The organism is Sporosarcina sp. P37 (genome assembly GCF_002109365.1).
Taxonomy (GTDB): Bacteria; Bacillota; Bacilli; order Bacillales_A; family Planococcaceae; genus Sporosarcina.
In genome coordinates this window covers 2,482,490-2,503,799 of record NZ_CP015349.1, presented here as the reverse complement: position 1 = coordinate 2,503,799, position 21,310 = coordinate 2,482,490, and the positions used below count along the sequence as shown (strand labels likewise).

The window sequence follows — 21,310 nt, the reverse complement described above, 5'->3', positions numbered from 1 at the left end:
AAGGAATAAAAAAGAAGAGGAAAGTTGACGCTATTCCTCTTCTTAATTTATCCCGCTTAGTTGCTGTTGATGTAACGTGTTTTATTCTGGCAGTAGAATTCAACTGCTTCGCTGCCCAACTCTTTATACGTGCCGGTACTTGACTGTTTGTAGCCGCCAAATGGCGCCTGGAAGAACGTGCCTGTTGTTGTCATATTCACTTTGACGATACCTGCCTGAATTTCATTCAATGCGCGGTTCATATATGTCAGGTTGCGTGTGCAAATTGCTGCTGACAGACCGAATGCTACGTCATTCGCCACTTCGATTGCTTCGTCGATGGACTCAATTTCAATGATGCTGATGACAGGGCCAAATACTTCTTCTTGCGCGATTGTCATGTCCGTCTTCACACCGCTGATTACTGTCGGCTCTACGAAGTATCCTTTATCCGAACCTTCGAATGCTGGAATTCCTCCGCCTGTCAGGATTTCGCCGCCTTCAGCTTTTGCTTTTTCAATCAGATCCAATGTGGATTGGCGCTCGCCTTCGCTGACTTGAGGGCCCATTGTTACGCCTTCATCCATGCCGTTACCGATTTTGATTTTCTTCGAAGCTTCCACCAGTTTATCCGTGAATTCCTGACGAATATCTTTGTGCACAAGCACACGGCTCGTCGCTGTGCATGCCTGGCCAGTTTGACCGTATCCGCCTGCGACCGCTAATTGAACTGCCGCATCCACGTCTGCATCTTCCATAACGAGCAATGGGTTCTTACCGCCCATTTCAAGCAGAACACGCTTCATATCTTTTGCTGCTTCTTTATAGATTAAGTTCCCTACACGGTTTGAACCTGTGAACGTAATTGCTTTAACCGCAGGGTGGCTGATCATATCTGTCACCAGACGGCCTGGTCCCACCAATTGGTTGACTACGCCTGCAGGAACGCCCGCACGTTCAACAATTTCAATGAATTTTTGTGCAGTCAATGGTGTTTCAGAAGATGCTTTTAATACAACTGTGTTACCGCTAAGGATGGCCGGAGCAATTTTCCAAGCCGGAATCGATAATGGGAAGTTCCAAGGTGTAACAACCAATACAACGCCCAGTGCTTCTTTATGCAATTCGATTTGTACGCCTGGCATATCCGATTCAACGATGCGTCCCGTCATGCGGCGCCCTTCGCCTGCATAGAACTTGACGATACCAGCTGCGTAATTTACTTCTTTTAGCGCATCCGCGTATGTTTTCCCTTCTTCTTTTACGATAACGCGTGCGATTTCATCTGCTTCTTCTTCCATGATCGCTGCGATTTTGAATAAATACTCGCCTCTTGCCGGTGACGGTGTCTTGCTCCACTCCGGGAATGCTTTTTCTGCCGCTTCGATTGCTGCCTGCGCATCGTCTGCATTGGACTGCTGCACCTTTACGATCAGCTCGTCCGTGTTTGCAGGGTTTTTGATTTCAAGCATATCTGTTCCAGAAGTTTCAACCCACTCACCGTTAATATAGTTCTTCAATACTTTTACTTCGTTTGTAACTGTCATCATGTATATTCTCCTCCAGCTGGTAAATTTCTGTTTACGCCAATTCTCCTGCGCCGCGTTCGCGCGATTGATCTGTTGACTCCACTAATATCTGCTTGCCGGTTTCATTGAGATCGAGCCATAGTTCGCGGTTGACTTCTGTGCCAAACTGCCAGGCCGATTCCCATCTCTGCTCAAAATCATCTGTTGTAGTCAAAATATAGGACGTGTCTATTGTGTCCTGGAATCTATCCATCAATTCATCGATTTGCTCTATGTTGGTCGTGCCAAATATACAGAACCTCGTCGTCACTGCTGGCAACTTCAGTTTGCTGTCTCCTGTCAGCCCTAACTCCTTATTGATTCCTTCCATGATATCTTCATTATTGCGCTTATGAATCATGATCGGGAACAATGAATTAGGTGATGAAATAATCAGTGAAGAATGACTTGGCTTCTTATATACAATAATGCTGGCCAGCCCTTTTCGCGATATATACATCGCCTGCTGCACAAGTACGCGGGACGGTCTGGTGTCACGCACACAAACAGCAGCGCATGGCTGGTTCTGCAAACGGGCAATGACATAATCTGCACACGCTTTTCCGAGCAGCATGCCGCTTTGTTTACCGCCGTCTATAACGGTCACATTATCAGATTCATTCAGTATTTCAAGCTCTTCGAACTCTCCCTGCAAATCCTGCAATTCATCAGAAAGCTGCTGCAGGCCGTATAATCCAAGGAATTCTGCATTCGCAACTGTTTCTGCGCCTTCTTCTGCATAGCCGTAAGGAACTCCCAGGGCCTGGAAGATTTTTTTACAGTGAGTATATAATTCTAAGTGAGAGACGCGCATTTCTCCAACTCCTTCTCTGACTTAAATCCTTCCGCAAAGAACCGGTGCCAGTTACCGCCCATGATTTTGGAAATCTCTTCATACGTCATGCCGCGGGCTTCCAAACCATCCGCGATATTCGGGAAGTCATCCGGCGTCTGGAACCATTCCGGCCAATCCGGCCATCCCGGGCTCGCTTTGGAACCTGCACCGTAATCAATTTCATGTGTCCAGCGTCCCATTCGCATCCATGCAAGGAAATCTGTAGACATATTATGTGTCAAGTCTGTCCCGATGCCTACGTGATCAATTCCCATGAAATCAGCCGTACGGGAGATCATATCACAGAATTCCTCAAGAGTAGTAGCCGCGCCATTAATCAGGTGAGGATACGCACAAACACCAAGTACTCCTTTATTTTCACGTAACGCAGACAGAATTTCTTCTGACTTATTACGTTTTGAAGGATAGATCCAATCAGGATTTGCATGTGTGATCGCCACTGGACGGCTTGAAAGCGCCAAAGTATCAAGGGATGTCTTTGTTCCAACATGTGATAAGTCAATCACCATCCCGACACGGTTCATTTCCGCTATTACGTTTTTACCGAAACGTGAAAGACCCGGATCTGTTTCCTCATAACAGCTGCTGCCGATCAAGTTCTGGTTGTTGTATGTCAGCTGCATAATTTTTACGCCCAGTTCATTGAATACAGATACAAGTCCCAGCTCATCTTCTAAAGCTGATGTGTTCTGCGCTCCCAGGATAATCCCCAGTTTGCCTGTACGTTTTGCTGTTTCAATATCTGCGCCTGTTTTTACAGGTAAGATCAAATCGCTGTGATCTTTGAAAAAGCGGTGCCATTCTCCTACTTTACTTAATGTTTCACGCGCATTTTCCCACAGACCCACGCAGGCGTGCACACATGTTACTCCGCCTTTTTGCAGCATAATAACGAAATCGCGGTCCCATTTACTGAGTTCCAGCGCATCTATTACAATCATATCTTTCATATCGACAGTCATTTGATCTCCTCCGCTTTCGGTAATAATGGATAGAACCAATCGTCCTGGAATGGCGTCTTGCCGATCTCTTCGACTAACGGCGCACCTTGGAATAACGTAATCCGCACCCAGCGATTAGATTTCGGGTCATAGCGCTCCGCTCCGTAAAGTGCTAATTTACAGCGCAGCAGATAGACAGGGAGTAACTCTTTACCCGTCAAATTGGCTCGTATTTCTCCGTACTCCAGCCCGTCAAGTGACTGCATTCTTCTGACGATTCCCCGGAATTCCGGCTTTTTCAGCAGGAAAGCGGCTACATTTTGATCATCAGGCACCGTCTCCATTTCTGCTGCGAGCTGCTGGACCTGTTCCGCAATATTCATCGGCATATACAGTTCGTCACCCGGGTCGATTCCACGTTCCCCAATACGCGGTTCTTCCTTTTCCGCAGAACGGTACCAGAAATAGTGTCTGGACTCAGGCTGTGTAAAGTCATACTCAAATGCCCACTGATATTGCTCTTTGAGAATGCTGCGCAATGCGCCGATCGACATTTCCGGAATTAAATGAAGTCCGTCGTCCGCATTCGTCTGACGTTCCAAATCGACAAGCACTTCAGGGTACAGTTCAATCAATTCCGCATTGATCAATTCATGTGCTTCCATTGTGAACTGGTCTTTCACCTGATCTGTGAAATCAATCCAGATATTGTCTGCAGCTTTCCCTGACATCTCTATATTTGCACAAATAGTATTCAGTAAATTGATAATCTCTTTGACTTCTTTCGCCAAGTCTCTCGGATTCGCAAATACTTCCATTTGCGGAACAGGAGCATCTTCAAAGAAAATACGCACTTGCTCCAACTTCTTCATGAAGCGTTTGCAATCGTCTGCTGTCGGCTGCATTTTTTTCGCACGCGCCAAGGCAACTTCACGAATCCAAATCCACTGGTGAAGCAGTTTCGGATGTGAAATTAAGTAAGGCACCATCCCGAGTCCTGTTGCATTCCCCGTACCGAGCAGTTTTTTAAGTTCAGGCTTCAGTACAGCCGCATTGGGATTCTTTCTCCGTGCAATATGTTCAACCAGTTCAAAGCTGAAATGGCGCAGCATGTAAACTGCGAACATTTGTGATTGATAGGCACCGCTGAACGTATGGTTATCTTTCATATGTTCGTAAGGGGCAATGCCGAATTTCCCATTTCCGTATACCGCAGTCGTGCGGAACAGATAGCCAATGTCATAGATAAATTCTGCATCAGGCTGTTCACCCTGTGACAGGGCTTCCACTACATGAGAAAAAACCCGCTCACTTTTATTGGCTCTGGACCAAACGAGATCTGTGACATCTCCTCTGCCCATTTCCTGTTTCGGAAGTTCCTGTTTCATTCGTTTTAATTTTTTATCGGAAATCAGTCCATCGCAAAGCGCAAATGTAACATCCCATCTTTCTGAAATCACGCGGTCACTGCGTGTTTCTTCGCTGATTTCACGGGATAATGCGACAAATGTATACTGTCCTTGCGGGGTAGTGATACTATACAGCGCATCTCCGTAACCTTCATCATCTAAATTAAAAGCGGTCTGCTTAATCTCCCAAGCCTGATTCATCATTTTACGTACCATAATGCGTAAAAAGCTGAGACTTGTTGAACGCATTACGCCAAGTCGTCGGATGTCCATTACTTCAGATGCCGGCCTTAAAGCATCCGTGTTTTTAATAGCCAGGTTGAACATTATAAAAACCCTCCATTCTTCTACTGCCGCACAATATACATTTCTTTTACGATTATCGGAATGCCTTTCCGAATATCTACTTTCATCATATACCTGTTTAAATTCTCTGTCAATAGTTTCATACAAAAAAGCCTTTGAAATCATCGATAGATTTCAAAGGCTTTTACCAGTTTATTTACTTCGTTCAGTCATTTGCCGCCAAATAGAACCTTGTGCTTCCTCGCCCTCTTCTATGCGGGCAATAGCCATGCGAACTTGCAGTTTGACTTCAAACTCTGTATCGTTTTCTGCTTCATGCAATGCCGGCAGCGCGCGTTCCGTTCCGGTTTCATACAGGAACATCGCTGCCCGCCAGCGGACCAGCTTGTTTTTATCCTGCAGCAGACGGATTGCTGCGGGCTCAAAGCCTGTATAGCCGAGATCACTCATGCAGTCTGCCGCTGTACGGCGAACGGCCCAGCTTTTATCTTCCAGTGCTTTTTCGATATACGGAATGACCGATTCGTCTTCAATCATTCCAAGATATACCGTAGCGAGTCTGCGGATCGACATTTTCTCATCTTCAAGCGCAAGAGTCAGCACGGGATAATCAGATACGTCAGGGTCAGGCATTTGATCAAGCAGCTGAAACCGCGTTTCCCATTCGGGTACGCTAAATTCAGCAACTGTCACTTTTTGCCCCCGTACTTTTGTTTCTTCGTCTGCTTTCTCGGCTTTTTCCACCAGTTCCTGAAGACGTTCTTGAGGGTAGGCAGCTTCCAGTTCCTGTACGACTTGGTCGCCGACTTCCTGCAATTCACCATAGCGGATTCCGTAATCAGCCCATTTACGAAGCAAAATATAATTCTCCACTTCCGAATGATGTACTGTTTCCATCGCCTGAACGAAACGATCACTCAAACCAAAGCGGGCTTCGGCATCGCTGTTGAACACTTTCACCTGCAGCGGAATTTCCTTATAGGTTTGGACATGAACATACACTTCACCGAAATGTTCATCTATTTGCGGTTCTTCTGCTTGCTCCGAAGTTCCATCTTCTTCATTTAAAATCGCGCGGACTTCCGCAAGTATTGATTCCCATGGAACATTCCCGATTCGTTCAACCGCCATGAAGTCCATGACGTGATAGATTCCTTTAATGCCGTGGATCGCCAAAAGAGAACGAATGGGTTCAGGCGCCTGGGCTTCGTCTTTCTTTTTATAGTTATGACTCGTTCCGTCCGGCAATGATGTGTCCATTACAATTTTCATGGAATTTGGACTTGGCGTCGGTTCAATCGATTTTATTTTCAAGAAAATCTCCTCCAATTCATTAGTCGGCCAGTTCCTGCAAATAAGACCAGCGCTCAATCAATTCTTCATATTCGTTATTGAGTGTCACGAGCTGTTCGTCGAGCTTGCGAAGTTGATCATAGTCTGATCCGGCTGTCAGCATCTGCTGTTCTGTCTCGGCAATTTTCTGTTCGAGCATCTCAATATCCGATTCAATCGTTTCCCACTGCTTCTTTTCAGCATACGTCATTTTCTTTTTCGGCTTTTCCTCTTTCACCGCCGGAATTTCCGCTTTTGCTGATGGTTTGTCTTCCTTTACCGGCGTTTCATTCAAATAATCGAAATACAGGCCAAGCCGTACATCCACTTCTCCCGACCCGTCAAGAATCCATAGTTTTCTTGAGATCCGGTCCAGGAAAAAGCGGTCGTGCGAAATCGTCACCACAACGCCGGCAAACGTGTCAATGAAAGATTCAAGGACAGAAAGCGTTTCAAGATCCAAATCATTTGTCGGCTCATCTAGCAATAGAACGTTCGGCTGCTCCATCAGCAGTTTCAATAGATACAGCCGTTTCCGTTCGCCGCCGGAAAGTTTTCCGATCGGTGTTCCATGTGCTGAAGACGGGAATAGAAAGCGTTCCAGCATTTGTGTCGCAGACAGCCGCTCACCGCTGCCTGTCTCTATATCATTCGATGTTTCACGGACATATTCAATGATTCGCTGATTCTCATTCATCTCGGGTATATGCTGATGGAAGTGCGCAATTTTCACAGTCGAACCTTTATCTACTTCACCGGAGTCCGGCTCAATCGTTCCGTCAAGCATTTTCAGAAGCGTCGTCTTCCCCACACCATTCGGACCGACAATCGCTATGCGCTCTTTCGCCTGCAGTATGGCGGAAAATGGATGCAGGATCACGTTATCTCCAAATCGTTTGGTAATATCGCGGATTTCCAGCACCTTTTTACCAAGGCGGGTCGTCTGTAGGTCCATATCAAAGTCTAATGAGGCATCTGACTGTTTTACTTTTTCCTCCAACTCTTCAAAACGTCCGATTCGCGCTTTCTGTTTTGTCGACCTCGCCTTTGCTCCACGGCGTATCCACTTTAATTCATTACGATAACGATTGCGGTTTTTTTGCTCAGAAGAAGCGTTCATTTCTTCCCGCAATGCTTTCGCTTCCAAATAATCTGCATAGTTTCCTGTATGGGAATACAGTGTTTTATCGGCCAGCTCATAAATATGTGTGGCAACCTGATCCAGGAAGTATCGGTCGTGTGTGATGAACAATACAGCCCCTTGGACATTTTGCAGAAAATCTTGCAGCCATTGAATGGATGCAACGTCCAGATGGTTCGTCGGCTCATCCAGCAGCAATAAATCAGCCGGTTCAATCAGCACTTTAGCCAGCGCAACCCGTTTTTGCTGTCCCCCTGATAATTCACCCATTTTCTTATCAAACATATCAATGCCGAGCTTCATCAGTATCGTCCGGGCCTGTGCATTCAAATCCCAGCCGCCTGTCGAATCCATTTCATTCTGCAGGTGTGAGAAACGCTCCTGAAACTCTGGATTAGCAGAATCAGAGGAGAGATTCTGCAGCGCATGTTCATAATTCAGGTTCAAACGAATAATGGGGGCATCGCTCTCAAACACCGCTTCCATCACGGTCAGTTCCGGATTCACCACAGGCTCCTGCGGTAAATAGGCAATTTGGAATTTATTCGGATGATCCATCGAAATCGAATCTGCTTCCGACTCTCCCGCTAAAATCGACAATAACGTGGACTTGCCGGTGCCGTTAATCCCAATCAGGCCGACTTTGTCCCCGCTCTGCATGCCAAATTCCACATTTTGAAATAATGTTTTTTCTCCAACTGTTTTAGTTAATTTCTCTATAGTTACATGACTCATCCTGGCACATCCTATCTTCAAACTGCTTCTATCTCTAGTATAGCCGAAATATTGATAAGTTGAAAACATGCACTTCCGTGAAGACTCCTGTCCTCACAGGATATTTGAATGACAGGCCATCTTCATATTTTATTTTTAATTAGCATTCTATTCCATTTGACTCTGTGTTTTAATAGAGAGAAGAAGATTTACTAAAAATAATAAGTCTAAAGGGGCTGCCGCATGGTACAATCTACCGATTTGCAAGTGACCGATCAATTAGTTGTTCAGGCGCTGGAAGAAAATTTAGCGATCATTCGCTTTACCATGGATCACCGCATTGCTTATGTAAACCAAAACTTTGCACATACAGTAGGCTACGAACCGGATGAAATGATCGGCATGCAGCATGAGAAACTATGCTTCCCCGAATTCCTTGAAAGCAAGGCGTATGACCGTCAATGGGCCAATTTCCAAAAAGGCATCAGCTACCAGGGAAAAATTCAGCGAAAAAGAAAAGATGGTTCGGGAGTTTGGCTGGAAGCTACCTATATGCCCGTTTTTGATGAAACACACAGAAAAGTAATCGGCGTCACAAAAATTGCCACGGACATAACCAAACGGCAAAATACTATTGTCGAAGTCGTCAATGAAATGCACGAAATGGCAGAGAACCTCAGCCGCCAGGCAAATGCGGGGATGAATCGCAGTATGGAGTTATTGACGATGATTGAACGGATTGCAGAAGTATCTGAGCAGAACACGAGTTCATTACAAAACTTGGAGGCTCATTCCGCAGATATCCAAGGAATTGTCACAACCATCCGCGCGATTGCCAGTCAGACGAACTTGCTGGCGCTCAATGCAGCCATCGAAGCGGCAAGAGCCGGTGAATACGGCCGCGGTTTTGATGTGGTGGCTAAAGAAGTGCGCAAGCTGTCGGGGAATGTGCAGGATTCCATCGTGGAAGTCCGCAAAGGCATCGATACGATTACTGCAGACATCGGCGTGATTTCGCATGGCACGTCATTGGCACAGCAAAATATCGTGCAATGTCAAAATGAAATCGAAATCGCCATGAACGACTTCCGCTCCATCGCCTCCTCTGCCGCCGACCTGGAAAGCCAGTCGCAGGAAGTCGGACGCATCGTCTGACATAAAACAAGCCCTACCCAGAAGCCGTATCGTGCTGCTTCCGGAAGGGGCTTGTTTTTATGTACTAGTTGAGCGAGACTGCGGACACCTCTTCTGGATTATAACTGGTTCACACGGGCTGAGGTCATTGTAAATAGTGAAGGGGTATGTCTTTGAAGCCACTGCGGCGCTGGCGGATAGCTTCCGCAATGAGCCGACCGCTTGGGAGGCGCCTTCGTTCAGTAAGTGGAAGTCACTTGGGCCTTTGGTTTTGAAAGGTGAGGGGCACATGCTGCGCAGAAGGATTTTGCTCTTTTGCATCACGACTGGATTACATCGTCTGACGTTTTTGTGATAAGTGAAGCGAAACGGCATTGGACTCACTGCGGCGCTTGCGGATGGCTTCCGCAATGAGCCAGACAGGAAGTGCGCCTGGCTGTCTCATCGCTACGCCTACCGCTTGTAAGGCGCCTCCGTTCAGTTAGGGGGAAGCAGAATATGACACTTCATTTGCCAAAGCATACGCAAGTCGTCTGCCAGTCACTGCACTTCTTCTCTTTTAAAAAGTAACCTGGCTTGCTTCCACTCAGCAGCGCAGGCACAACTGCGGGGTCGGCCGAAGTCATGAGACAACTGGCACGCTTTTCGCCAGCTGGCTCATGACGAAAGGCAATCCCCCACGTGCCGGCGCGGGTCCGAAGAGAGGACACTCACCAACTACAACCCCCGACAAAAAGTCGAGCAACGACCCAACACCATTGCTGGAACACCTTATCTAGACTTAGGCTGATGCTGCATCCCCGCCAGCTTCTTCACCAGCTGCTCCAGCAACACAGGCATCTCCTTAAAAGCACTCTCAATATGCAGGCGCTCCGTCTTCTGATGTGCATCCTTGCCGAACGGCCCCACATTCAAAACCGGCGCCGTCAGCTTCCGCATATCCTCAAACGGAATCTCATACGTCGCACCATACACCGGCGTATTATCCGCAAACGCCTTCCAATGACTCGCCTCATCCTTATAATGCACATAGCTCAAATCACAAATCCCATTAAAATAATGCACCTGATCAAGCGTCAGATCAAACATCTGCGCCCGCTCCTGCAAAAACTCGATCGACTCGATAACCAGCGGATCCTGCGATGAATTGACTGCCGGGTAATACGGCGGGGCATAGAACAGAACGGTTGCCGGACCTAGTTCCTGACACTCCATCATCAGCGTATCAACAATGCGGATGCACTGCTCCCGGTCATCCCGATCGTCTTGCAGCAGCACTTCCTGCTTAAGACGATGCACTTCGTTCTCTCCCAATTTCCCCACAGCATATTGCAGCAACTCTTCAAAACGCAACACACGGATTTCCCCAAGCGGCACAGCAGATTCACGATCACAAACCGCCTGATAATGTTCATTGCATCGACTCATCGCTTCATTTGCCACCTGTTCGAATAAATCCATAATTTCAGCGGCAGTCTGTTTGAATACGAAGACATTATATAGCGCCGCTGCCCGCTGCGGGGTCTGTGTAGAGTACTGGTTCTTCAAGTCCCTCTGCATCAGCGTCACCGGAAGGGGAGTAGATTCATTCTGGTCTACTTCACGGAAAAGCGGATTCCATTCCATCGCATGCGTTAAAAATGATGCCATATAGTCTGCCGTGATGCCTTTCAGCGGCTCTCCCACATGCGTTTCCTTGCCGTAGAATAACGCGGACGGCATGATTTTCCCGATCGTTCCGGAATAAATGTATTCTTTTGTATCCGCAGGGCCCTGTGAAAAGGAAGGCTCTCCGTTCAGGAAGAGTTTATAATGATAGCCCTCCTGCTCCTGCAGACGCACAAGTTCTTTCACCGACGCGCGCATGCCGGCCGAATTCACTTCTTCGTCGGGTACGGTGCACAGCAATAAATTGATTGGCCATTTTTCGAGGCTTGCACGTTCGATCAGCTGAATATGCAGGGCAAGCCCCATTTTCATATCCATCGTGCCTCGTCCAAATAAATAATTGCCTGATTCCAAATCTGCGCGCGCGGCTTCCGGCAATGAATCTTTGTTTTCTGTCAGCTTTTTCGTCAGTTCTTCCGGATAGAACGCAAGCGGTTCAAGCGCTCCGTATTCATCGGTATGCACCGTATCAAAATGACTGATCAGCACAATTGTATCTGTTGCATCTGGGTGTTTATATAGGGCATGAACCGATTGCCGTCCAAGACCTGCATCATGGAGCGTGATCTGGTCGGGATGTTCAGTGAAGTATGTCAGTTCGCTTAACTTATTTTGCAGCTTCCAGGAAAAGAAACGTTCCCCTTCTGTCAGTGTGCGGCTATCCCAGCTGACCAATTCACAGAGTAAGGCACGCAGCTTTTCAGGTGTGTCAAAACGATAACGATTCATTCTATCTCCCCCTTAACAGTTAGCTAAAGTATATCTTATAGAAGGTAAAATGAGAAAAGAACTTGCGCCAGCATAGGCAGCAAGTTCTTTCTATTTATTATTTAGACGATGTAACGAGCGGCCGTGAAGCAGATTTTACTTGCTCGACAGCACGTTTCAGTTGCCGTAAATGACGTTTTTCATGGAAGCCGACGAAACGGAACCATTGAATGAGCGGAACATTACCAAAAACCGGATGTTTGAGTGATTTGCAGCGCAACTCTGTTTCCGTTGCAGATTCATAGATATCCAGCAAAAAATTTCTGGACTCATGCAGCTTCTCTTTTATCTCTGGAATGGAGAGATGCGCTTCTGTCGGTTCTGTGTATTCTAAGAAATACGCTTTGAGTAAAGGACTGGACGATACGCCAATCGGTTTTTTGAATACATGCAGACTGTCAGGATTTTTTAGTTCCTGCGCGATGTTTGTAGCAACCCGGCATTCCATTAATGCTAAATGTTCCACAATCTGCTTTGGGGACCAGCCGCCATGTGATGGTGTCTCGTTAAACTCCTTATCTGTCAAGCCTTCAATCAACTGTAAGATACGTTTACGGACTTTGATGTTCTCTCCAAAAACCACCAACATCCTCCTCCATTTCTTTCACATAATCCACTCTATTGCAATAGCATACGCCTTTTATTCGAAGATTTAAAGGGAGAACGGTCAGATTCTATACATTCCATTCAAATGGTGACAATTGCGTGCCATCCGGCATATTCTCAGACTGTCCCAATGCGCGGTATCATCGCATATTTACCCGTTATGATCTGCCAATCTGTCCAGCACTTGCTGTTCATTCGGCATACCGCCCTGTGCGCCGAATTTTTCCACTGCCAATGAAGCAGCCGCATTCGCAAAATGAATGGCAGACTTCAGGCTTTGTTTTTGCACTAATTGACTCGCAAGCGCTCCATTAAATGTATCCCCCGCGCCTGTCGTATCCACGACGGGCACAGATATTCCCGGAACACGCACAATCTGCTTACCGTCATGATAACAAACACCTTCACTGCCGAGCGTCACGAGCAATTGATTCGGATAGGCCGCTACCGCTTCTTCTATTGAAGTGCCGAACAGTTGAGCACATTCTGTTTCATTCGGCGTCAAATACTGCACGTATGGCATGAAATCAAGCTGAAAACTGCTCGAAGGTGCGGGATCCATGATGACAGGCACGTGTGCTTCCCGGCAAAGTTCGAGTACCCGCCACACCGTCTCCGCAGGAATTTCAAGTTGCATCATCACCAGCAGGCTAGCTTGAATGACAGACTGTAAGCTATCAATCCGCGCGCGTGTAAGTGCATGATTGGCCCCCGGAATAGAAATGATCCGGTTATCACCTTCTGTTAATAAAATGACCGCCACACCGGATGGCCCTTCCACCTGAAGAACAGCCGACGTGTCAACTTTCTGCTGCTGCAAGTTGTCTATAATCCTTTCTCCAAATGAATCCGAGCCCACAGTACCGATCAGCCGGACGCTTTGTCCCAGCCGCGCACACGCCGTCGCCTGATTAGCGCCTTTACCGCCGGGCGCCGTCTGAAAGCTCTTCCCCCTTATGGTTTCCCCCTGCAGCGGAAATTGATCCGCTTCTGCAATCACGTCCATATTTGCACTTCCGATTACGGTAATCATGCTCTCTCCCCCACTTCTCACTCTTTCATCCGATCATATGCTTATGTAAAGACATATTCAATCTGGAGCGTCCGCTGACTGAAAAGTTGCATTTTGTGTTAAAGTATTTACTTCAGCTGTGTAAACAGTATAATGAATAAATATACAACAACTAGACTATATACAAGGAGCGAAATACCTTGAAAAAATATTCTGTCGGCACATGGCTTATGTTCTTAATCCCGTCCATACTTGGGATTATGTTATTCATGATTCCATTGCCATTTGAAGCGGGCTGGAAAGTGCCGATTGCCAAATTGGCAGATATGCTGGCCGGCTCACTTGAACCAATTATTCCACAGCTGATGATGTACTTGATCATCGCTTCAGCACTTGGATCCGTACTCTATTTATTCGTTAGAGAAAATCCGAAACGGCCTTCATTCTTTACCAATTTATTTAAAGTCACACCATTTTGGACGGTTACCCGAATTATAGGCGCCGTGTTTGCCGTTATGGTTGTCTATCAATTAGGACCTGAAGCAATTTGGAGTGAAGATACCGGCGGCCTGCTGCTTGCGGGTGACGGACTGGTTTCATTCCTGTTCAGCATCTTCTTCTTTGCAGGATTTCTGCTACCTTTATTGCTGAATTTTGGATTGCTTGAATTCTTTGGTACGCTGATGGTGAAAATTATGCGCCCGCTGTTCAAATTACCCGGACGTTCTTCCATTGACGCGCTTGCCTCGTGGATTGGGGACGGAACAATTGGTGTCCTGCTGACTAGCAAGCAGTATGAAGACGGTCATTATACACAGCGTGAAGCGGCGATTATTTCCACTACGTTCTCGGTCGTATCGATCACATTTACATTGGTCATCATCGATAAAGTAGGGCTCGGAAACTACTTCCTGCCATTTTATGCAACCGTTCTTTTCACCGGATTGGTCCTGGCACTCATCATGCCAAGAATTTATCCGTTACGTTCCATTAAGAATACGTATATCGACGACCGGGAGTATTCAACTGATGATGAAAAACTGCCGCCCGGCACAAGCGTATTTAAACTGGGGTTAACCAGTGCACTTGACACAGCGTCCAAGCAGCGTTCGGTCGTGAAGACCGTTCGCGCCGGCATGCAGAATGTGCTCGATATGTGGTTCGGCGTAGCACCGGTCGTTATGGCATTCGGTACTGTCGCTTTAATGATGGCGGAGTACACAAGCATTTTCCGTATTCTCGGAAAGCCTTTCGAATATGTGCTGAATTTCCTGCATATACCTGAAGCGTCTGAGGCAGCTCAGACCATGGTCGTCGGATTCGCAGATATGTTCCTGCCTGTTATTTTAGCTGAAGGTGTAATCACATCACCGATCACGCTGTTTACAATCGCAGCAATCTCGGTCATTCAGCTAATTTACATGTCTGAAGTCGGCGGACTGATTTTAGGTACGAAGATTCCCCTGAACATTTTCGACTTGCTCATTATTTTCTTGTTGCGCACGATCATTGCGCTGCCTATTATTGCCGGTATTGCACATTTATTGTTTTAAACCGTGAGAAACCCGCTGCTTCCTTGTGAAGCGGCGGGTTTTTTTGTGGTTTTGGGGGACTATGTTTGCGGGGTATGAGCGGTTGAACGGGACGTATGAGCGCTTAGGCGGAGACTATGAGCGGATAGCCTAGCTGATTGAGCGGTTGAACGGGACCTATGAGCGCGACGGCATGGGCTATGAGCGCGACTTCATGGGCTATGAGCGGTGAGCCTGCTTGATTGAGCGGTTGAACGGGAACTATGAGCGCTTGGGCATAGGCTATGAGCGGATAGCCTAGCTGATTGAGCGGTTGAACGGAGACTATGAGCGCGACGGCATGGGCTATGAGCGGTGAGCCCAGCTGATTGAGCGGTAGACAATAGCTATGAGCGGTTGCCGCGATGGATTGAGCGCTTGACGAAATGTATGAGCGGCAATCCGTGCTATGGAAGCTCGGCGGAGGGATGGACTCGTATAAAGCCAGAGTCGTCATCACCCTCCTCTTTCTTCACAGGAAAAAGCTGCTCTCTATAAAGAAAGCAGCCAAATTAAACAGCCTGAAAGCAAGTCTGTTGAATGTCCGCAAGTAAGGGAGGGTTGCGTTTGAAGAGTGGCTTCGCAAAGCAATGGTGTGCTTTTACATGCTGCTCTCAAATAAATCATTTTTTGGCAGATTGCTTTCAAGGTTTTGTACGATATACAGTTTATGCTGACGGAATTCCGAAAGCCATTTATACAGAGATGGTTTGTCTCTGCTGCATGAATCGCTGCCGGAAATGAATCGAATTAGATTTATTACTACTAGTATAATCGATAATGAGAATCATTGTCAAATAGATTTTTCATAATGAATACTTTGTACTATGTAAAGTTTTAGGCTAAGAAGACGGACGTTTTCGTTTCTAACCTCTCCACCAAGGGAATAAAACCATTGAGAGAGAATATCAAGAAAGGTGTGGATGGCATGAATGCTGTGCAGATCTTAATTTTATTAACAATCGGATACGCTGCGATGACGATCGATAAAAAGCAACGGAATTTTCCGCTGCCTGTCTTTCTGGCAGTCATTGGATTCGGATTATCTTTCATTCCCTACTTTGCTTCTATCAGCGTGTCTAAAGAAATGATTTATACTATTTTCCTGCCCGGCTTGCTGTTCGCATCCGCCTATCACTACTCTGCGTCGTCGCTGAAAAAGCATGCGCGGATTATCGGTACGCTTAGTACGGCTGGGCTGCTTGTAACGGCGCTGATTTTAGGGTTTGCCGCATACTGGATGGGGGCGGATGCCGGGATTTCACTTGTGGGAGCTTTGCTGGTTGCTTCAATTCTCACACCGACCGACCCGGTTTCTGTCGTGTCGATATTGGCAAAGTCATTGGATGACCCCTCCGTATCTGAAATTGTCGACGGAGAATCGATGATTAATGACGGTACGAGCGTAGTGCTGTTCACTGTGCTGTTGACGATGTTCACGAAACAGCAGGAGTTTGAGTTTTGGCCGTTTGTCGGGGAATTCTTGTCTGTATCTGTCGGCGGCATTGCAACCGGACTCATCGCGGGCTGGCTCGTCAGTAAAGCGATTCATCTGTCTTCACACCGTGAGAATCAAGTGCTTCTGAGCATTATCATCGCATACGGGGCATTTCATGCAGCGGAAGCTTTCGGGTTTTCAGGTGTGCTTGCGACGGTCGCCGCGGGTATTATGCTGTCAGGAGAACTTAGCCGGGCTGACGATGAAGAGCTGCACAGGGAATCATTAAACGGATTTTGGGAAGTGGCGGAGCCGGGGCTGCTGTCTGTGTTATTTTTAGTCATCGGAATCACAGCGGCAGACTATCTGTTGCCAATCTCCAATTGGCTGCTGGCGATCGGGATTTTCATCGTGTCGATCATCACACGGTTTATCGTCATTGCGGGAACGATGCAGTTATTTTCAGGGTACCGAAAGTTATTGAACGTCAAAAAAGCCGCCCTTCTGTCATGGGCCGGCATTCGCGGTACAATGTCGATTTTCCTGTTGCTCAGTTTGGCAGATGCCGCCGATCAGTCGGCGGATGCGTTAATTTCATTAGGTTTTGCGGTAGTTTTACTGTCACTCGTTGTTCAAAGTATCGGCATTTATCCCCTATCGAAAGCACTCGAAAAATAATTACTTCGAGTGCTCTTCCTGCTGAATCATCTGCATCCGTTCATTAAACAGTGTGGGATAGGAAAGCAGTCCCAAACAGACACTTGTCATTGCCGCAGTAGTCAGCAATAAGAAAATGACTAATAACTGAAACTGCACCGCTTCAAGCGGATCAGCCCCTGCAATAATCTGTCCGCTCATCATACCTGGCAATTGTACAAGACCCATCGTTTTCTGACTTTCTATCGTCGGAATCATACTCGCCTGAATGGAACGGATGAGCTGCTTATGAATCGCCTGCTTCGGCGTGCCGCCAAGAGACAGAATTAATTCACTTTCTGAACGGTGTGTTTCCACTTCAGCCACAAAGCGATTGAGGAATAAAATCGCCAGCACCATGGAGTTACCGATTACCATGCCCGTCAATGAAATAATGTATTGCGCAGTCGCGGGAACGATATGGAAACCAAGCAAAATCCCTTGCGTCAAGACTTCCAAAAATACGAATGTCACAATAAGCTTCCAAGTGATTCCTTTAATTTGCTGCCCTTTTTTGCGCGCATTTTGAACAGCCGCCGCAATAATCAATACGACCATCAGGAAAATGAAGAGATAGCTTTCCGAATCGAAAACGAATTTTAATACGAAGCCGACCGCCACAAGCTGGACTATGGAACGGACTGTTGCAATGATAGTGTCTTTCTCCAGCTGCAGCCCGAGTGTTTTTGACAATACGAGCGGAATGAGCACAAAAATGAGCGTCAGGAATAAGGCAGTCGTACTCATGAGAAATCTCCTTTCAAGAAACGGTCAACTGATGGTATATCTGAATGCTCAAGCACCGATATTTCCCCCGCTTCCACCAATTTTCCGTCCACCATGATCCATGCATACTGTCCCATGCGTTTGGCCTGTTCCAGATTATGTGTGATCCAAACCACAGTGATCCCCCGCTCTTTATACAATCTCCAAATTAAGTCCTCTACTTCATTCAATGAAGACGGATCGAGTGCGGATGTAATTTCATCCATTAATAATATTTTCGATTCATTCAGCAGTGTGCGGGCAATCGACACTTTCTGCTGCTGACCGCCTGACAAGTTTCGGCTGTCACGTTCCAAATACGTCTGTTCAAGACCTACTTGATCCAATATATCCAGTGCCCTTTCTTTACTCAGCGTTTTCCCTTGCAGACGCAGCGGCAATGCCAAATTATCATAGACGGTTCCCGCAATCATCGGCGAATTCTGCAGCACCATACCAGCCTGTCGCCGCAGCTCAATAGGAGATAACTTGTCGATTGCCTGTCCTTCGAGTAAAATTTGCCCGCTTGTCGGACTCACCAATCCGTTGCACATCTTTAATAACGTCGTCTTCCCTGCGCCGGATGGTCCGACTAATACTGTGATTTGTTCTGCAGGAAAAGACCCGGTAATGTCCTCTAAAATTTTCGTATTTCCCGCTTCAAATGAGACACCCTGGAAATGAATAGCAGGCTTGTACACTGAGTCTTCATGTTCAACATCCATCAATTTCACCTTTTCCGCCTTCCATTATAAATCGAGCTTTAATAAATCTAACGGCGTAATAATACCAATCAATTTTTCATCTTTGCCGCCATGTTCCGTGATCAACAGCGCTTCAAGACCTTGGGCTGACGTAATGGATTTCCTAAAATAGCCCTCTGCTTCATAAACCGACATGTCGCTTTTGACGAAACGATAGGTTTTTCTTCTTTTTTCGTGATTATATACATCTAATAATGTCGGTATTTCCCGGGAAATGCTGTCGCTGTCTTGATCTGCCAGCCAGTTCATAATGCCATTCGCGGTAATTAGACCGATAAATCGCCCTTTTTGATAAATCGGTAGCTGATTGAACTTTTTCTCTTTGATTAACCGCAAACCGGCAGCCAGTGATTCTTCCGCTTGCACAGTATGCACTTTTCTCGAAAATAAATCTTTCACTGTCACCGGGTTCGATAATTTTTCATCAATATTCTCAATTAATTTCACAATTTCATCATGCGGCTCGGCTATAGCATAATCAAATCCCGTCCGGTTATGTACAATGGCGTTACGCAAACTGCCGTATTCACGCAGTTCATCTTCATATCGCGCCACCACAGCATTTTGCGATTTCGCCCTGTCAATTTTCTTGGAAAAAGAGAAATGACTCGGCAGGTCCGTGATTTTCATTAGTGCTTTATCAATCCGATTATACGCAACCAAAAAGCGCTCCGAATTTTTATGTTCCATAGCATTTCCCACCTTTTCTAGGAGAAGTATAGTATATTACAATAGCCGCGCTGTCACACCAGCCACCTGTCCAGTTCGTCTGTACATATTGAAATGAACTCCCTAATCTGTTCTAACATATTTCCCGCCGCTTTGCTTCCCAAATCATATCATACGGCATGATTCAAAAGACATATTTCGCTATATCTTCTATGCGGACCGCATTTTTATTAAAAATCCCTGGAACATACAATGAAGCGGCACAGTCCACTCTCAATTTTCAACATACGCTAAAGAGAGAAGGAGGTGCAGATTAGTATGTCATCAAGAAAATTCAGGCCTTGCAGACATTGTGACTCATCGTATATTCCTGCAAGAAAAATGCGTTGTTATGATGAAAAAAAGATTATTCATATATTGGCGGATTTGACGATGGGAGCGCCTGTTGAGATTACATTAAAAGATTCAAAAGAGTTTCAGCATAACGGCTACTACTTACAATATGACCGAAAAAGTTACTTGGTACACTTCCAGCCTTTCGGTGATCCCGGCGTGCTGGAAATTGACGTCTCTGAGATTTGTACCATCAGATACAGTTCATGAAGACATGAAGAAAATGTACACAGGCGCAACGTGTACATTTTTTTCATTTTATTTTGCCGATTTTCTTCTGTTAGAGCGGTTGCGGATGAGGTATGAGCGGTTGGCCGAGGGCTATGAGCGCGGGCGGATGAGGTATGAGCGGTTGACCGAGGGCTATGAGCGCGGGCGGATGAGGTATGAGCGCTTGGCCGCGGGCTATGAGCGCGGGCGGATGGGCTATGAGCGCTTGGCCGCGGACTATGAACGCATGCGGATGAGCTATGAGCGCTTGGCCGCGGACTATGAGCGCATGCGGATGAGCTATGAGCGCTTGGCTGCGGACTATGAGCGCGGACGGGCGTAGTATGAGCGCTTCGACACGCACATTGATCACACACACGATCTGCAGCGTCAATCCAGTTCATCCGCATGCGGCATAGCGGATAGGGCACCTGGCTTCATTGCACATAGCGCCCCCATTTGATTGCCGAATTGGATGTGGGAAAGCATATCTTCCAGGGTGTCCGGTCTGCCATGCAAATGAAGGCCGCGAAGCACACCCGCTATGAACGCATCCCCCGCCCCCGTTGTATCTACAGGCTCAATCGGCTCCACTGCCACATGCCGGCGCACCCCTTGAATAATCGCAAGCGTCCCCGACTCCCCAAGCGTCATCATAACTACAGGGATCTGATAGACGGCCAGACGCTCTAGAGCTCTTTCCACATCGGACTCTTCAAACAGGAAAAGCAGCTCTTCCTCCGTCAGCTTCAATAGATCTGTCTGCTCTAAAAACGGCAGAATCGTCTGTCGGCAGATGTCTTCACTTTCCCAGCGAAGCGGCCGCACATTGGGATCAAATGAAAGATATACGCCATTTGCTTTTGCCAGTTCCACAGCCTTTTTTGTCGTTGCATGGGCAGTCGGCTGAAACATGGTGCCCGAACATATATGCAAAATGGAGGCGTTTTGGAAAGCCTGTTCCTGTAAGTCTTCCGGCTTCACCTGGATATTAGGCGTGTCATCTGCATAATTCGCAAATACCCGGTCGCGCTCCGGCGTTAAATGAACATAGACGCGATTTACTTTCTTTTCGGGCACACGGACTGCAAAAGTTAAATCGACACCTTCATGACGAAGCTCATTTTCTGCAAATACGGAGTCTTCGTCCTCTCCAAAAACGGTAATCAATGAAGATTTAGCCCCAAGACGTGAAACACCCGCCGCCACATTAACCGTTGCGCCGCCAAGGAACGTCGAAAACTCTTTATTCGTTTCATCTGTTGCAATATAGTCTACAAAAATATCCCCGTAGATCAGCACGTGTTTCTCTTGTGAATGATTCATGTGATCGGCCTCCCTTGGACGTTTCTTTCTATACTATCACAGAA

At 46.8% G+C, this 21,310-nt stretch carries 19 protein-coding genes; 6 read left to right on the top strand and 13 right to left on the bottom strand.

The annotated features are described in order from the left end of the window. Positions 1-56: 56 nt before the first annotated feature. From SporoP37_RS12640 to SporoP37_RS12615, 6 genes are all read right to left on the bottom strand, one after another. Positions 57-1,529 carry an aldehyde dehydrogenase family protein gene (locus tag SporoP37_RS12640; RefSeq protein WP_231293247.1) on the bottom strand — a complete coding sequence of 491 codons (1,473 nt, stop codon included), beginning with the start codon at positions 1,527-1,529 and terminating at the stop codon, positions 57-59. Positions 1,530-1,560: 31 nt separating this feature from the next. Beyond that, entirely contained in the window at positions 1,561-2,361 is an 801-nt protein-coding gene (locus SporoP37_RS12635; RefSeq protein ID WP_081243999.1) for a DUF3726 domain-containing protein, read from the bottom strand. Beyond that, a complete protein-coding gene (locus SporoP37_RS12630) occupies positions 2,343-3,365 on the bottom strand; it encodes a membrane dipeptidase (protein ID WP_081243998.1) in 1,023 nt (340 codons plus the stop codon). Before SporoP37_RS12630 ends, SporoP37_RS12635 begins: the two co-directional genes overlap by 19 nt. After that, a complete protein-coding gene (locus SporoP37_RS12625) occupies positions 3,362-4,969 on the bottom strand; it encodes a hypothetical protein (RefSeq protein WP_232329764.1) in 1,608 nt (535 codons plus the stop codon). The genes SporoP37_RS12630 and SporoP37_RS12625 overlap by 4 nt, the downstream gene beginning before the upstream one ends. A 282-nt stretch (positions 4,970-5,251) precedes the next feature. Next, positions 5,252-6,373: a virulence factor gene (locus SporoP37_RS12620; protein WP_081243996.1), complete on the bottom strand. Its 1,122-nt coding sequence runs from the start codon at positions 6,371-6,373 to the stop codon at positions 5,252-5,254. Between the two features lie 19 nt (positions 6,374-6,392). Continuing rightward, the gene (locus SporoP37_RS12615) at positions 6,393-8,267 is read right to left on the bottom strand and encodes an ABC-F family ATP-binding cassette domain-containing protein (protein ID WP_085431132.1); all 1,875 of its coding nucleotides are present in this window, start codon (positions 8,265-8,267) and stop codon (positions 6,393-6,395) included. A 222-nt stretch (positions 8,268-8,489) separates the two neighbouring features. Between SporoP37_RS12615 and SporoP37_RS17665 the strand changes: the two genes are divergently transcribed. Beyond that, a complete protein-coding gene (locus SporoP37_RS17665; RefSeq protein ID WP_081243994.1) occupies positions 8,490-9,401 on the top strand; it encodes a methyl-accepting chemotaxis protein in 912 nt (303 codons plus the stop codon). Positions 9,402-10,151: 750 nt separating this feature from the next. Here SporoP37_RS17665 and SporoP37_RS12605 read toward each other — a convergent pair. The 3 genes from SporoP37_RS12605 to rbsK all read right to left on the bottom strand — a co-directional run bounded on the left by SporoP37_RS12605 (position 10,152) and on the right by rbsK (position 13,455). Continuing rightward, on the bottom strand, positions 10,152-11,777 hold the full coding sequence (locus tag SporoP37_RS12605; protein WP_085431131.1) for a M20/M25/M40 family metallo-hydrolase: 1,626 nt from the start codon (positions 11,775-11,777) through the stop codon (positions 10,152-10,154). Between the two features lie 97 nt (positions 11,778-11,874). Further along, positions 11,875-12,405 carry a DinB family protein gene (locus SporoP37_RS12600; protein WP_081243989.1) on the bottom strand — a complete coding sequence of 177 codons (531 nt, stop codon included), beginning with the start codon at positions 12,403-12,405 and terminating at the stop codon, positions 11,875-11,877. A gap of 168 nt (positions 12,406-12,573) precedes the next feature. Next, complete coding sequence (rbsK, locus tag SporoP37_RS12595) at positions 12,574-13,455, bottom strand: ribokinase (protein WP_085431130.1); 882 nt, start codon at positions 13,453-13,455, stop codon at positions 12,574-12,576. A gap of 179 nt (positions 13,456-13,634) precedes the next feature. Here rbsK and SporoP37_RS12590 point away from each other — a divergent pair, with 179 nt between their 5' ends. The 3 genes from SporoP37_RS12590 to SporoP37_RS12580 all read left to right on the top strand — a co-directional run bounded on the left by SporoP37_RS12590 (position 13,635) and on the right by SporoP37_RS12580 (position 17,121). Then, a complete protein-coding gene (locus tag SporoP37_RS12590; protein ID WP_085431129.1) occupies positions 13,635-14,987 on the top strand; it encodes a YjiH family protein in 1,353 nt (450 codons plus the stop codon). A 404-nt stretch (positions 14,988-15,391) separates the two neighbouring features. Then, positions 15,392-15,559 (top strand): hypothetical protein, encoded by a 168-nt coding sequence (locus SporoP37_RS17055; protein ID WP_157118644.1) that lies wholly within the window; start codon positions 15,392-15,394, stop codon positions 15,557-15,559. 341 nt (positions 15,560-15,900) lie between these two features. Beyond that, complete coding sequence (locus SporoP37_RS12580; protein ID WP_335697022.1) at positions 15,901-17,121, top strand: cation:proton antiporter; 1,221 nt, start codon at positions 15,901-15,903, stop codon at positions 17,119-17,121. On the opposite strand, the gene SporoP37_RS12575 is transcribed toward SporoP37_RS12580, so the two are convergent. Genes SporoP37_RS12575 through SporoP37_RS12565 form a run of 3 tightly spaced genes read right to left on the bottom strand, consistent with a single transcriptional unit; the run spans position 17,122 to position 19,358 of the window. After that, positions 17,122-17,886: an ABC transporter permease gene (locus SporoP37_RS12575; RefSeq protein ID WP_081243985.1), complete on the bottom strand. Its 765-nt coding sequence runs from the start codon at positions 17,884-17,886 to the stop codon at positions 17,122-17,124. Continuing rightward, positions 17,883-18,629, bottom strand: a complete 747-nt coding sequence (locus SporoP37_RS12570) for an ABC transporter ATP-binding protein (protein ID WP_085431799.1) — start codon at positions 18,627-18,629, stop codon at positions 17,883-17,885. The genes SporoP37_RS12575 and SporoP37_RS12570 overlap by 4 nt, the downstream gene beginning before the upstream one ends. 24 nt (positions 18,630-18,653) lie before the next feature. Further along, entirely contained in the window at positions 18,654-19,358 is a 705-nt protein-coding gene (locus SporoP37_RS12565) for a CBS domain-containing protein (RefSeq protein ID WP_081243983.1), read from the bottom strand. A gap of 297 nt (positions 19,359-19,655) precedes the next feature. On the opposite strand from SporoP37_RS12565, the gene SporoP37_RS12560 reads away from it, so the two are divergent. Together SporoP37_RS12560 and SporoP37_RS12555 are read left to right on the top strand one after the other, a co-directional pair. Next, entirely contained in the window at positions 19,656-19,940 is a 285-nt protein-coding gene (locus SporoP37_RS12560) for a hypothetical protein (protein ID WP_081243982.1), read from the top strand. 4 nt (positions 19,941-19,944) lie between these two features. After that, positions 19,945-20,283 (top strand): hypothetical protein, encoded by a 339-nt coding sequence (locus SporoP37_RS12555; protein WP_157118643.1) that lies wholly within the window; start codon positions 19,945-19,947, stop codon positions 20,281-20,283. A gap of 47 nt (positions 20,284-20,330) precedes the next feature. Here the strand turns inward: SporoP37_RS12555 and SporoP37_RS12550 are convergent, their stop codons facing one another. Further along, complete coding sequence (locus tag SporoP37_RS12550) at positions 20,331-21,266, bottom strand: carbohydrate kinase family protein (RefSeq protein WP_085431126.1); 936 nt, start codon at positions 21,264-21,266, stop codon at positions 20,331-20,333. Positions 21,267-21,310 lie beyond the last annotated feature (44 nt).